Annotated in this window: 10 protein-coding genes; 7 read left to right on the forward strand and 3 right to left on the reverse strand. The window is 69.6% G+C overall.

The features are described 5' to 3' along the window. Nucleotides 1–40: 40 nt before the first annotated feature. Nucleotides 41–406 carry a recombinase family protein gene (locus ACPCJR_RS15775; RefSeq protein ID WP_391516806.1) on the reverse strand — a complete coding sequence of 122 codons (366 nt, stop codon included), beginning with the start codon at nt 404–406 and terminating at the stop codon, nt 41–43. A gap of 517 nt (nt 407–923) precedes the next feature. Between ACPCJR_RS15775 and ACPCJR_RS15780 the strand changes: the two genes are divergently transcribed. The 5 genes from ACPCJR_RS15780 to ACPCJR_RS15800 all read left to right on the forward strand — a co-directional run bounded on the left by ACPCJR_RS15780 (nt 924) and on the right by ACPCJR_RS15800 (nt 9,291). Continuing rightward, nucleotides 924–1,964, forward strand: a complete 1,041-nt coding sequence (locus ACPCJR_RS15780) for a Hint domain-containing protein (protein ID WP_391516804.1) — start codon at nt 924–926, stop codon at nt 1,962–1,964. A 173-nt stretch (nt 1,965–2,137) separates the two neighbouring features. Beyond that, nucleotides 2,138–3,571 carry an NAD-dependent succinate-semialdehyde dehydrogenase gene (locus tag ACPCJR_RS15785; RefSeq protein WP_391513742.1) on the forward strand — a complete coding sequence of 478 codons (1,434 nt, stop codon included), beginning with the start codon at nt 2,138–2,140 and terminating at the stop codon, nt 3,569–3,571. A 249-nt stretch (nt 3,572–3,820) separates the two neighbouring features. Next, complete coding sequence (phaZ, locus tag ACPCJR_RS15790; protein WP_391513741.1) at nt 3,821–5,200, forward strand: polyhydroxyalkanoate depolymerase; 1,380 nt, start codon at nt 3,821–3,823, stop codon at nt 5,198–5,200. 169 nt (nt 5,201–5,369) lie between these two features. Beyond that, nucleotides 5,370–8,342 (forward strand): FAD-binding and (Fe-S)-binding domain-containing protein, encoded by a 2,973-nt coding sequence (locus tag ACPCJR_RS15795; RefSeq protein ID WP_391513739.1) that lies wholly within the window; start codon nt 5,370–5,372, stop codon nt 8,340–8,342. Nucleotides 8,343–8,418: 76 nt separating this feature from the next. Further along, nucleotides 8,419–9,291 carry an SDR family oxidoreductase gene (locus ACPCJR_RS15800; RefSeq protein WP_391513737.1) on the forward strand — a complete coding sequence of 291 codons (873 nt, stop codon included), beginning with the start codon at nt 8,419–8,421 and terminating at the stop codon, nt 9,289–9,291. A 121-nt stretch (nt 9,292–9,412) separates the two neighbouring features. On the opposite strand, the gene hyi is transcribed toward ACPCJR_RS15800, so the two are convergent. After that, entirely contained in the window at nt 9,413–10,192 is a 780-nt protein-coding gene (hyi, locus tag ACPCJR_RS15805; protein ID WP_391513736.1) for a hydroxypyruvate isomerase, read from the reverse strand. 54 nt (nt 10,193–10,246) lie between these two features. Then, nucleotides 10,247–11,002 (reverse strand): GntR family transcriptional regulator, encoded by a 756-nt coding sequence (locus ACPCJR_RS15810; RefSeq protein ID WP_391513734.1) that lies wholly within the window; start codon nt 11,000–11,002, stop codon nt 10,247–10,249. Between the two features lie 161 nt (nt 11,003–11,163). On the opposite strand from ACPCJR_RS15810, the gene ACPCJR_RS15815 reads away from it, so the two are divergent. Both ACPCJR_RS15815 and ACPCJR_RS15820 read left to right on the forward strand, forming a co-directional pair. Continuing rightward, nucleotides 11,164–12,339 (forward strand): pyridoxal-phosphate-dependent aminotransferase family protein, encoded by a 1,176-nt coding sequence (locus ACPCJR_RS15815; RefSeq protein ID WP_391513732.1) that lies wholly within the window; start codon nt 11,164–11,166, stop codon nt 12,337–12,339. A 92-nt stretch (nt 12,340–12,431) separates the two neighbouring features. Continuing rightward, nucleotides 12,432–13,745 carry an MFS transporter gene (locus ACPCJR_RS15820; protein ID WP_391513730.1) on the forward strand — a complete coding sequence of 438 codons (1,314 nt, stop codon included), beginning with the start codon at nt 12,432–12,434 and terminating at the stop codon, nt 13,743–13,745. The last annotated feature ends 79 nt before the right edge of the window (nt 13,746–13,824 follow it).

Here is a 13,824-nt window from a genome sequence, read left to right on the forward strand (position 1 = left end):
AGGGACCGCCCGGCGGCTCTGAGAGGCCCCTTGGTGGACCTCATGCCGACGTGAGAGCGCGCTCGCTGTCGGCTTCTCCGGTATACCGTTGCGCCCTTTCGTGAGTCTCGACGCGGCGGGAGCGGCCGGGCTCGGCACGCGCCCCCCTCCCGATATCCAGCTTCGGGGCGATGGCGCCCATGCGCAGGCCCTGTTCGGCAAGCGCCCCGATCTCTTCCGAGCACGCCCGGATGATCGGCTTGCGGCCCTGGTCCACGCCCTCCGCCATGGCCTTGGCGCGGTTCTCGCGCCGGCGCTCCAGTATCATCTCCTGTTCGAACTGAGCGACGCCGCTCAACACGTTAAGCATCATTCTTGCCGGTGGGCGTCGAGGTGTCCGCGCCCAGGTCCGGGCGTGCAGAGCCAGGCCCTTGCGCCTTCAAGAACTCGATGATCGTGCTCAGGTCGGCCTCAAGCCACCCCCGCGATTCCGGCGCGTGCCATCGCGAGGCCATTCCGCCGCCGCGGCGCCCGAGTCGCGGGCCTTCCTCCGCGAAATCCCTCAAGTTGCAGGGGACACTGTGAATATCCTTCGAGAATTGCATGTAAAGGCGCAGAGTAAATTGCCGAAACATCCCGGTCAATTTGCCTAAAACACTGAATCTCACGGATCTGTGATGGATTAAAGTTGCAAAATCGGCACACAGCTTTCCGATCGTGAGACGACTCTAAGTTCCCGGGCCAAGTGCGCGCCCTGATGGATTGTCGAGATCGCAAGTTCCCATCATGGCTAGTGCGTGACTGAAGCGAAGGTCGTGGAAGCCAAATCTCGAGACCGTGGGGCGGCCGAGATTCGAGCACTGACCTTGCAGCTCGTCGCAGGCATACGGCTCGGCGCAAATCATACGAGAGAACGCGTCGGCTGAACTCGGGAGGAAACCGCCATGGCTCTGCCGATTACGTTCAACAACACCATTTACCCGCCCGGCTTCCTCGGAACCGATGATGGCGGTGCATCCGGAAACTTCCAGGTCGATACGGCCTCGACCTATTCCGTCCGCATCACCGGCACCGTCAATGCCGTGGGTGATGCGGTCACGCTGACCTATGGCGCCGATGCTCCGGCCGGCTTTGCCAATACCTCCATTCAGTTGACCTCGACGCAGTTCGACAATTCGGGCCAGATCCTGTTCACGAGCCGGGCCATCCCGCCCGGGGAGACGGCGGTCGGCAACTATCGCTACCTCCTCTCGAACACCCAGGTCGTCGGCTCGAACCCGCCCGCCGGTTCCACCCGGACGCGCTTCCTTGCCGACGACAACGGCGCGGCCGGCGATTACAACGTGCAGGCGGCGCCCTGCTTCACGACCGGCACCCTGATCCGCACCGCGCGGGGCGAGGTCGCGGTCGAGGATCTGCGCGTCGGCGATCGGGCCGTCACCGCCTCGGGCCTGCTGCGCCCGATCACCTGGATCGGCAACCGCGATCTCGATGGCGAGGGGACGGCGCTGCCGCACGATCAGCAGCCCGTGCGCATCCGCGCCGGCGCCTTCGGTCCGGGCCTGCCCGCCCGGGACCTGCGCCTCTCGCACGGCCATCCGGTGCTCGTCGGAGCCGACGCGAACGGCGAGGGCGGGGCGCTCGTGCCGGTCATGTGCCTGATCAACGGCACCACCATCGTCCGCGAGCCGGCAACGCAGGTGACCTACTGGCACGTCGAGCTGGATGCCCACGACATCCTGCTGGCCGAGGGTCTGGCCGCCGAGAGCTACTACGACATGGGCAGCCGCGTGTGGTTCGCCGGCGAGAACGGCCCGCTGACCGATCCGGACTTCGTGCCGGCCGGCGCCTACGGCCGCTGCCGCCCGGTGGCGGTGGACGGCGCTCCGGTCGAGGCGGAACGGCGGCGGCTCGACGCCGTGTTCGCCGCCGAGCTCGACGGCCACGGCGCCTGGACCGACGGCCAGGACTGGCACGCCGCGTAAAGCGCGCCGATCCCGAACGAAACACGCCCCCGCCGAGATCCGGCGGGGGCGTGTTTCGTGTTCGCAAGAAGCCTACCCCTGGGATGAGCCTACCCCTGGGATGAGCACAACGCCGTGCCGCCGCGGGCCCGCGGCGCCTATATGAGGGCCGTCCCCTTCCGCGGAGATGGCTCATGCACCTCGACGTTTCGCTTCACATTGCCGGCCGCTGGCGCTCGGGGAGCGGCGGCGAGACGCTGGCCATCCTCAACCCGGCCACGGGCGAGCCGGTCGGGCAGGTGGCGGTCGCGACACGGGCCGATCTCGACGAGGCGCTGGCGGCGGTCGAACGCGGATTCTCCGCCTGGCGGCGCGTCTCCGCCTACGACCGCGCCAAGGTGCTGCGCCGGGCCGCCGCGCTGATGCGCGAGCGCGCGGACGACATCGCCCGCACCATGACCCTGGAACAGGGCAAGCCGCTCGCCGAGTCGCGGATCGAGACGGCGGTGGCCGCCGACATCATCGAGTGGTTCGCCGAAGAAGGCCGGCGCGCCTACGGCCGGGTCATCCCCGCCCGCGCCGAGGGCGTGCTGCAGATCGTCACCCGCGAGCCGGTCGGGCCCGTGGCGGCCTTCACGCCCTGGAACTTCCCGATCAACCAAGCGGTGCGCAAGGTCTCGGCGGCGCTCTGCACCGGCTGCCCGGTCATCCTCAAGGGCCCCGAGGACACCCCGGCCTCCTGCGCCGCGCTCGTGCGCGCCTTCCTCGACGCAGGCGTGCCGGGTGACGCGCTCGCCCTCGTCTACGGCGATCCCGCCGAAATCTCGGGCACCCTCATCCCGCACCCGGTGATCCGCAAGATCACCTTCACCGGCTCGACCGCGATCGGCAAGCAGCTCGCGGCTTTGGCGGGCCAGCACATGAAGCGGGCGACGATGGAGCTCGGCGGCCACGCCCCGGCCATCGTCTTCGACGACGCCGATGTCGAGACCGCCGTGCGGGTGCTGTCCGCCAACAAGTACCGCAATGCGGGCCAAGTCTGCGTCGCCCCGACCCGCTTCCTCGTGCAGGAGCGCGTCTACGACCGCTTCGTCGACGGCTTCGTGGCGGCCTCGAAGGCCCTCAAGGTCGGCGACGGGCTCGATCCCGAGACGCAGATGGGACCGCTGGTCCACGGCCGCCGGGTCGAGGCGATGGAGGCCTTCGTGTCCGATGCCGAGGCGGCGGGTGCGCGGCTCCTCACCGGCGGCAGCCGCATCGGCAACCGCGGCAACTTCTTCGAGCCGACCGTCTTCGCCGACGTGCCGCTCGATGCCCGCATCATGAACGAGGAGCCGTTCGGGCCGATCGCGGCGATCCGGCGCTTCTCCGACGACGAGGAGGCGCTGAGCGAGGCCAACCGCCTGCCCTACGGGCTCGCGGCCTACGCCTATACCCGTTCGGGGGCCCGCGCAGCCCGGATCGGGGCGGGGGTCGAGGCCGGCATGGTCTCGATCAACCACCACGGCATCGCGCTGCCCGAGACGCCCTTCGGCGGCGTCAAGGATTCCGGCTACGGCAGCGAGGGCGGCTCCGAGGCGATCGAGGCCTATCTCACGACGAAGTTCGTGACGCAGGCCAGCGCCTGACGCTCCGCGACGGGGCAAATCCGACGAGGGGAGGGGTGCGGCATCCGCCCCGCCCCACCTCCCGCCGGACCGGGGAGGGCGGGAACAGGCCAAGGCAGAGGTCGCGGCCAAGTCTGGCTTTGAAGAAGCTTCGTCCACAGCCCATCTTGGGCAAACGAAACCTTTTCTCATCCGGGGGAGTTTAGTCCCTCACCAACGGAAGAAAAGGACAGCTTGGTTCAAGCGAGCTGCTCCAGGAGAAGCGCTCGCATGCTGTATCCTCTTTACGAGGTCGGCCACTTCATGCTCGCACCGATGCGGCTGATGGCGGAGGCCACCCGGATCGCCTGCGAGAACCCGTTCAACCCCCTTGCCTACGCCCCCCAGAGCCGGGCGGTGGCGGCGGGCTGCGAGATGTTCGAGCGCACGACCCGCGTCTACGCCAAGCCGGCCTTCGGTCTCGGCGTGCCGGAGCGGATCGTCTGGGAGCGCCCGTTCTGCCGCGTCATCGCCTTCGGCGAACCCTCCGCCGAGCTGGAAGCCAAGCCCAAACTGCTGATCGTCGCGCCGATGTCGGGCCATTACGCCACGCTTCTGCGCGGCACGGTCGAGGGCTTCCTTCCCAGCCATCAGGTCTTCATCACCGACTGGACGGATGCCCGGCAGGTGCCGGCCTGCGCCGGCCGGTTCGGACTCGACGATTACATCGACACCTGCATCGCCCTGTTCGAGGCGCTGGGGCCGGACCTTCACGTCGCGGCCGTCTGCCAGCCCTCCGTGCCGGTGCTGGCCGCCATCGCCCGCATGGAAGCGGAGGACCGCCCCCTCGTGCCCCGCTCGGCCGTGCTGATGGGCGGCCCCGTCGATACCCGCCGCTCGCCGACCGCCGTCAACGCGCTCGCCCAGGAGAAGGGGTTCGCCTGGTTCGAGCGGCACTGCATCCATACCGTGCCCGGCGGCTATCCCGGCGCCGGCCGCTCGGTCTACCCGGGCTTCCTGCAGCTCGCCGGCTTCATGGGCATGAATTTCGACCGGCACGCGGATGCGCACCACGCCATGTTCGACCATCTCGTGCGGGGCGACGGCGATTCGGCGGCCCGGCACCGCGCCTTCTACGACGAGTATCTCGCGGTCATGGACCTGACCGCCGAGTTCTACCTCGAGACGATCGAGCGCGTCTTCGTGAACCACGACCTGCCGCGCGGCACCCTGCGCCACCACGGCCGGCCGGTCGATCTCGGCGCGATCCGCCGCTGCCACCTGATGGCGGTGGAGGGGGAGAAGGATGACATCACCGGCATCGGCCAGACCCGGGCCGCGCTCGAACTGGCCGTGAACCTGCCGGATTCGGCCAAGCGCTACCATCTCCAGCCGGGCGCCGGGCATTACGGCATCTTCAACGGCTCCCGCTTCCGCCAGGACATCGTGCCGCTGGTGCGGGACTTCATGGAGCACAGCCTGCGGCCCGCCGCCCTGCGGCAGGCGCCGGTCGTGCCGGTCGAGGAGCCGCATCCTATCCTGCTGCGCGAGCCCGCCGCCATCCAGCCCCCGCGCGCGGCGCCCACGCCGTCACCCATCGTGCTGCCCCTGGCCGCGATCCCGGATCGGCGGGCGCCTCAAGCGCCGATCCCGCAGCGCCTCGCCCTGTAGCGGCCAGACGCCCCACACTCCCGAGCGGCCGCCGATGGACAATCGGCGGCCGTTCTGTCGTGAGGGAGCCCTGCGGCTCCGCAGCGTTTGACCCGCCCGACGACAAGAATTATGAATTCAAAAAGGTCTCGATCCCGCTCAGGGCGAGGCCGGGGGCGGGAGATTCCACTTGGGCGCGAGCGCGAAACCGGCCGGGGCGGCGGGCGAGGCACCGGCTTCGAGCGCGCGGGCGAAGGCCCGCAACGATGCGGGGTTGCCGCGCAAGCTCGCCGAGGTGCTGCAGGGCGAGGCCCGCTTCGACGCCTTCACCCGCGGGCGCTACGCCACCGACGCCTCGATCTACCAGATCATGCCGGCCGGCGTCGTCTTCCCCAGGAGTGCGGCCGACATTGCCGCGACCCTGAAGGTCGCCGCTCAGTTCGACCTGCCCGTCATCATGCGCGGCGGCGGCACCTCGCAGAACGGCCAGCCGATCGGCTCAGGGCTTGTCGTCGATTGCTCGCGCCATTTCAACGGCGTCATCGCCTACGACGCCGAGGGCGGCACGGTCACCGTCGAGCCGGGCCACGTGCTGGAGCGCCTGAACGCGCGGGTGAAGGCCGACGGCTGGTTCTTCCCCGTCGAGCCCTCGACCGCGACCCGCTGCACCATCGGCGGCATGGCCGGCAACAATTCCTGCGGCGCCCGCTCGCTGCGCTACGGCAAGATGAGCGACAACGTCCTCGCCCTGGAAGCCCTGTTCCACGACGGCGCCGCCTTCGGCTTCGGCCTGACCGGCAACGAAGCGAGCGCCGTGACAGGCGGGGCGCGGGCGGACGACCTCGCCCGGCGCATGCTCGCCCTGGCTGCCGAGAACCGCGATGAAATCGAGAAGATGTATCCGCGGGTACAGCGGCGGGTCGGCGGCTACAACCTCGATTCGCTGATCGAGCCGCGTCCGAACCTCGCCCATCTGCTGGTGGGTTCGGAGGGGACGCTGGCGGCCACCACCGCGGTGACGCTCAAGCTATCGCGCCTGCCGGCCCACCGGGTGATGGGTGTGTGCCACTTCCCGTCGTTCCGCGCGGCGATGGAGACCACGCGCCACATCGTCGATCTCGACCCCGTGGCGGTCGAGCTTGTCGACAACAACGTGCTCGTGCTCGGCGCCGACATCCCGCTCTTCCGCACCACGCTGGCCGACATCACGCGGGGGCAGCCGAACTGCCTGCTGCTGGCCGAGTTCGCGGGCGACGATCTCGCGGCGCTGAAGCGCGACCTCAAGCGCCTCGACCAGTGCATGGCCGATCACGGTTTCTCCGACGCCGTGGTCGAGGTGGTGGAGCCCAACCGCCAGAAGGCGGTCTGGGAGGTGCGCGAGGCCTGCCTCAACATCATGATGTCGATGAAGGGGGACGCCAAGCCCGTCTCCTTCATCGAGGATTGCGCCGTCCCCCTGGAGCATCTGGCCGATTACACCGACGCGGTGACCGAGGTGTTCACGCGGCACGGCACCCGCGGCACGTGGTACGCCCACGCCTCCGTCGGCTGCCTGCACGTGCGCCCGATTCTCGACATGAAGCAGGGCGGCGACGTCAAGAAGATGCGCGCCATCGCCGAGGAGACGGCGGAACTGGTGCGCCGCCACAAGGGCTCCTATTCGGGCGAGCACGGCGACGGCATCTCGCGCTCCGAGTTCGTGGAGCCGCTGTTCGGTGCGAAACTCACCCGCGCCTTCGAAACGGTGAAGGACGGCTTCGACCCCGACAACCGCCTGAACCCGAACAAGATCGTCCGCCCGCTCAAGATGGACGACCGCTCGCTGATGCGCTTCGGCCCCGACTATGCCGTGAGCGAGCCGCGGAAGACGGCGCTCGACTGGTCCGATTGGGGCGGGTTCGGCCCGGCGGTCGAGATGTGCAACAACAACGGCACCTGCCGGAAGCTGGCCGGGGGCGCGATGTGCCCCTCCTACCGCGCCACCCGCGACGAGCAGCACCTCACCCGGGGCCGCGCCAACTCCCTGCGCCTCGCGATCTCGGGCCAGCTCGGCAAGGACGCGTTCCTGTCGCCTGAGATGAAGCGCACGATGGACCTGTGCGTGTCCTGCAAGGCCTGTCGCCGGGAATGCCCGACCGGCGTCGACATGGCCAAGATGAAGGTCGAGTTCCTGCACCACTACCACGCCCGGCACGGCCTGCCGCTGAAGGAGCGGCTGGTCGCCGAGATGCCGCGCTACGCCGGCCTCGCCGCCGCACTCGCGCCGCTGCTCAACCTGCGCAACCGCTATCCCGCACTCGCCCGCCTCGGCGAGACCTGGGCCGGCTTCTCGGCCCGCCGCTCCCTGCCCGAATGGCGCCGGCCCTGGCGCGAGGACGGCGAGACCGCCCATCCCGAGGACGTGACCGGGGACTTCCGCGACATCGTCCTGTTCGGCGACACCTTCAACCGCGCCTTCGAGCGCGAGAACCTGGAGGCGGCCGAGCGGGTGCTGCGGGCGGCCGGCTACCGCCTGCACCGCGTCTCGGCCCAGACGGGCCGCCGCCCGCTCTGCTGCGGCCGGACCTATCTCGCCTCAGGCCAGACCGACCGCGCCCGCGCGGAGGCGCGACGCACGCTCGACGCATTGTTGCCCTTCGTGCGGGCCGGCGCCCGGGTGGTGGGCCTGGAGCCCTCCTGCCTCTTCACCTTCCGCGACGAGTTCCTGTCGCTGCTGCCGAAGGAGGAGGCGGGTGAGCTGGCGGGGCAGGCCCTTCTGTTCGAGGAACTCCTCGCCGCCGATCTCGCGGCGGGCCGCATCAGCCTGCCGCTCCAGGACCAGGGGGGCCGCGTGGCGCATCTGCACGGCCATTGCCACCAGAAGAGCTTCGGGGCGATGGGCGCCGTCGAGACGGTGCTGCGCTCCGTGCCGGGGCTCGATCTGCGCGTCATCGAGTCGAGCTGCTGCGGCATGGCCGGGGCCTTCGGCTACGGCCGGGACACCATCGACGCCTCCTTCGCCATGGCCGAGCTGTCCCTGTTCCCGGCCCTGCGCAAGGCGGGCGCCGACGACCTCGTGGTCGCCGACGGCACCAGTTGCCGCCACCAGATCCACGACGGGCTCGGGCGCGACGCGATCCACGTCGCGCGGGTGCTCGACGCGGCCCTCGGGCCTGCGGGCTGACCGCGGCTCAGGGTCGCCACTTCGGAACGGCGGCCCTCGCATCCGGTTGTCGCGGCAATCCCCCAAAGGAGCCGTGATGACCGATCCGCTGACGAAGTATCCCCGCCCGCCCTTCGAGTCGCCGGGCCAAGGCTTTCCGGGCATGACCGACAGGATGGCGCCGGAGCCCGACCACGGCGAGGAGAGCTACAAGGGTTCGGGCCGGCTCGCCGGCAAGGCTGCCCTCGTCACCGGCGGCGACAGCGGCATCGGCCGGGCGGTGGCGATCGCCTATGCCCGCGAGGGCGCGGACGTGGCGATCTCCTACCTCCCCGACGAGCAGCGGGATGCCGAGACCGTCGGGGCCTGGATCGAGCGGGCGGGCCGGCGCGCCCTGCTGCTCCCCGGCGACATCAAGGACGCAGCCTACGCCCGCGAGATCGTCGAGCGCACCGTCAAGGAGTTCGGCCGGCTCGATATCCTGGTGAACAACGCGGCCTTCCAGCAGCCGAACCAGGGCGTCACCGACATCGACGACGCAATCTTCGAAAAGCACTTCCAGACCAACATCTTCGGCCCGTTCTACGCCACCAAGGCGGCGCTGTCGCATCTCAAGCCCGGCGCCTCGGTGATCTTCACCTCCTCGGTCAATTCCAAGCACCCGGTGCCGACGCTCTTCGCCTACAGCGCCACCAAGGGCGCGCTGAGCAACATGGTGCTCGGCCTCGCCCAATTGCTCGCCGACACCGGCATCCGCGTGAACGGCGTGCTGCCCGGCCCGATCTGGACGCCCTTCATCCCCGCCGGAATGAGCCAGGATTCGGTGAAGACCTTCGGCAGCCAAGTGCCCTTCAACCGCCCCGGCCAGCCAGCGGAACTCGCCTCCGCCTACGTGATGCTGGCGGCCGAGGAGAGCAGCTACACCTCCGGCGCGCTGATCACCGTCGCCGGCGGCATGCCGATCTTCTGAGGACGAGGTTTCGGAAGGACAGGTCCTTTCGCGGGTCCAGGGCAGAGCCCTGGTTGAGGGGAGATCGGGGCGCTGCCCCGATACTCCCGCCAAAAAGCTGATCCCTCTGGGATTCCTTGGATTACGAGCGGTAGGCTGCCATCCAGCCGAGGCCTGCCTGCGTGCCCGAGGCGGGCAGGTACTCGCAGCCGATGACGCCGTCGTAGCCGATGCGGTCGAGAGCGTCGAACGCGGCCGGGAAATCGATGGCGCCGCTGCCGGGTTCGTGCCGGCCGGGGGCGTCGGCGATCTGGACATGGGCGATGCGGGCGCGGTGCGCGCTCAGCGCCTCCGGCAGACCCTCGCCCATCCTCGCCATGTGGTAGAGGTCGGCCTGGATGAAGAGGTTGTCGGAGTTGACTGCCTCGATCACCGCCGCGGCGTCGGCGAGGCGGTTGAGGAAGAAGCCCGGCATGTCGCGGTCGTTGATCGGTTCGATCAGCAGGCGAAGGCCCGCCATTCTCAATTCATCGGCGGCGTAGGCGAGGTTTTCGGTCAGCGTCGCCAGAAGCCGCGCCCGCTCGATCCCCGCCGGCGCGAGCCCGGCGAGGCAGTTGATCTGGCGGCATCCGAGCGTTCCGGCATAGTCGATCGCCCGCGCCACCCCCTCGCGGAACTCGGGCACCCGGTCGGGCAGGATGGCGATGCCGCGCTCGCCCGCCGCCCAATCCCCCGGGGGCAGGTTGTGCAGGACGAGCGGCAGGCCCGCCTCGGCCCGGCGTGCAGCCAGCGTCCGCGCGTCCTCGGCATAGGGAAACTGCATCTCCACCGCCGCGAACCCGGCCGCGCGCGCGGCCGCGAAGCGGTCGAGCAGCGGAACCTCCGTGAACAGAAGGCTCAGATTCGCGGCGAAGCGGGGCATACCGGTGGGATTCGACCGTGAAAATTGCATTCAAAAATGGCGAGCAGCGGGAGCTTACGCAGTCTCCGCGGCCACGATCTCGCCGGGCGGGGTCACCGCCGCCTCCTGGCTCGCGGCGGCCTGTCGCTTGTTGCGCAGGTGGCGGAACAGGATGTCGCCGAGTTCGGCCCCGGCCCGGCGGCGCAGGGCGTCGAGGATCTCCTCGTGCTCGCGCATCGCCTCGCCCCAGCGGTCGCGGTTGTCGTCGAGATTGGCCGAGTAGCGCACGCGCCGCAGCCGCCCGGCAAAGCCCGCATAGGTGGCGCTCAGGGCGGCGTTGTCGGCCGCTCCGACGATGCGGTCGTGGATCGCCTGGTTGCAGGCGAAGTAGCCGTGCAGGTCCCGCCGCAGGTAGTGGCCGTACATCTCGTGATGGAGCCGCTCGATCTCGGCGAAGGCCGGATCGCTGATGCGCTCGCAGGCGAGCCGGCCGGCCAGCGCCTCCAGCCCGCCCATCACGTCGAACAGCTCCACGATCTCCCGCTCGCCGATCCGGCGCACCCGCGCGCCGCGATTGGGCAGAAGCTCGATCAGCCCTTCGGAGGCCAGCACCTTCAGGGCCTCGCGCAGGGGCGTGCGCGAGATGCCGAAGCGCTCGCAGAGCAGCCGCTCGGGCACCCGCGCGCCCGCGGCGAGATTGCCCTCGACGATGAACTCGCGAAGCCGCGCCAGCACCTCGTCGTGCAGCGAATGCACGAGGCTTTCGCGCGGCTTGGAGGGGAGGGGGATCGGGCCGTTCGCGGGGTCCGATTCACGTGTGGCGAGTGTCATGGATGAATCGTAGCAGCGAGCCCGGCCCGCGTCGACGGGATGAGTGAAGACATGATACCGCTTGTCTCATCCAATTTTGAATGCAATTTGACGAGCGAGACCGGGGCGACACGACCGGCCGCCGCATGGAGCGGCCGGCACACGGCCCGATGGGAGGGATCATGACGAGCCGCACCGGACGACATTTTCTGCACATCCCGGGGCCGAGCCCCGTGCCCGAGCGCGTGCTGCGCGCCATGGACCGGCAGGTGATCGACCATCGCGGGCCGGAATTCGGCGTGCTGGGCCGCGAGGTGCTGGAGGGCTGCCGCACCATCTTCCGCACCAAGGGCCCGGTGGTGATCTATCCCGGCTCCGGCACCGGCGCCTGGGAGGCGACCATCGTCAACACGCTCTCCTCCGGGGATCGCGTGCTGATGTTCGAGACCGGCCACTTCGCCACGCTCTGGCGGCAGATGGCGGCGCGCTGGGGCATCGAGGTCGATTTCGTGCCCGGGGACTGGCGCCGCGGCGTCGATCCGGCCGTGGTCGAGGCCAAGCTCGCCGAGGATCGCGGCCACGCGATCAAGGCGGTGATGGTGGTCCACAACGAGACCTCCACCGGCGTCACGAGCCGCATTCCGCCGATCCGCAAGGCGATCGACGCCGCCGGCCACCCGGCGCTGCTGCTCGTCGACACCATCTCCTCGCTGGGCTCGGTCGATTACCGCCACGACGAGTGGGGTGTGGACGTCACCGTCAGCGGCTCGCAGAAGGGACTGATGCTGCCGCCGGGCCTCGGCTTCACCGCGATCTCGGACAAGGCGCGGGCGGCTGCCAAGTCCAACAACCTCCCCCGCTCCTACTGGGATTGGGAGGAGATGCTGAAGCCCAACGCCAACGGCTACTTCCCCTACACGCCGGCCACCAACCTGCTCTACGGCCTGCGCGAGGCGGTGGCGATCCTGCTCGAGGAAGGGCTCGACAACGTCTTCGCCCGCCACCAGCGGCTCGCCGCCGCGACCCGCGCCGCGGTCGAGGCCTGGGGCCTGGAGGTGCTGTGCCAGAACCCGGACGAGCACTCGCCGGTGCTCACCGCCGTGATGATGCCCGAGGGCAGGGGGGCGGACGCCTTCCGGGCGCTCGTGCTGGAGAAGTTCGACATGTCCCTCGGCGCGGGCCTGTCGAAGCTCGCCGACAAGATCTTCCGCATCGGCCATCTCGGCGAGACCAACGACCTGACGCTGATGGGCGCCCTGTCCGGCGTCGAGATGGGATTGGCCGCCGCCGGCGTGCCGCACAAGAGCGGCGGCGTGCTCGCCGCCATGGCGCGCCTGCGCTCCGGCCTCGACGGCTGATCCCGTCGATCGCCCGCGCCCCGGGAAGCTGCGCATCAGACGCGGATTCGGGGCGCGGTGACCCAGAAGAAGAATATCGGAGGAGATTCCCGATGATCACGATCCCACGCCGCGTGACGGCGCCGGGCATGGTGCTGTTCCTGCTGTGCCTGATGTACTTCATCACCTATGTCGACCGGGTCAATGTCGGCACCGCCGGACCGGCCATCAAGGGCGAACTCGGGCTCAGCAACACCGAGCTCGGCCTCGTCTTCTCGGCCTTCGCCTACCCCTACGCGGTGTTCCAGATCGTCGGCGGCGCCATGGCCGACAAGTGGGGCGCGCGGCGCACCCTGCTCATCTGCGGCCTGATCTGGGCGGCGGCCACCGTGGCCACCGGCTTCGTCGGCGGCGTGGTCTCGCTGTTCCTCGCCCGCTTCGCTCTGGGCTTCGGCGAGGGTGCCACCTTCCCCACCGCGACGCGCGCGATGCAGTCCTGGGTGGCCAAGGACCAGCGCGGCTTCGCGCAGGGCATCACCCACTCCTTCGCCCGCTTCGGCAACGCGATCACGCCGCCGATGGTCGTGCTGATGATGGCCTATGTCGGCTGGCGCGGCGCCTTCGTGGTGCTCGGCATCGTCAGCTTCGTCTGGGTCCTGGTCTGGGCGTTCTACTACCGGGACGACCCGCGCGAGCATAAGGGCGTGACGAGCGAGGATCTGGAGCGGCTGGCGATCCACGACCGGGCGGCCGAGGCCACCGTCAAGCCCGCCGCCAAGCCTCCGGTGCCGTGGCGGCGCCTCATCCCGCGCATGGCGCCGGTGACGCTGACCTATTTCTGCTACGGCTGGTCGCTGTGGCTCTACCTCAACTGGCTGCCCTCCTTCTTCAAGGACGGCTACGGCCTCGACATCAAGAACTCGGCGCTGTTCGCCTCGGGCGTGTTCTTCGCGGGCGTGATCGGCGATACCCTGGGCGGCGTGGTCTCGGACCGCATCCTCAGGAAGACCGGCGACCTGCAGAAGGCGCGCCGCAACGTCATCAGCTTCGGCATGCTGGGGGCCGCGGCCTGCCTCGCGGGCGTGTTCTTCACCAAGGAACTCTCCCTGGTGGCGCTGCTGCTCAGCGGCGGGTTCTTCTTCCTCGAACTGGTGATCGGCCCGATCTGGTCGGTGCCGATGGACATCGCCCCGCACTATGCGGGCACCGCGAGCGGGCTGATGAATTTCGGCTCGGCGTTTGCCGCGATCGTCTCGCCGCTCACGTTCGGCCTGATCGTGGATCTCACCGGCAACTGGATCCTGCCCTTCGCCGGCTCGATCGGGCTGCTCCTGCTCGGCGCGGGCCTCGCCTTCACCATGCACCCGGAGCGTCCCTTCGAGGATCACCCCGAGGCGCCGGCGCCGCGGGCGATGGCGGCGGAGTGATCTCGTCTCCGGTCCATCGCCTCGGCGTTCACCCCTACTCCGTGACGACGGGAGAGACCGAAGCGATCAAGCGGAAATC

This window comes from Methylobacterium sp. NPDC097929 (assembly GCF_049543375.1).
Classification (GTDB): domain Bacteria; phylum Pseudomonadota; class Alphaproteobacteria; order Rhizobiales; family Beijerinckiaceae; genus Methylobacterium.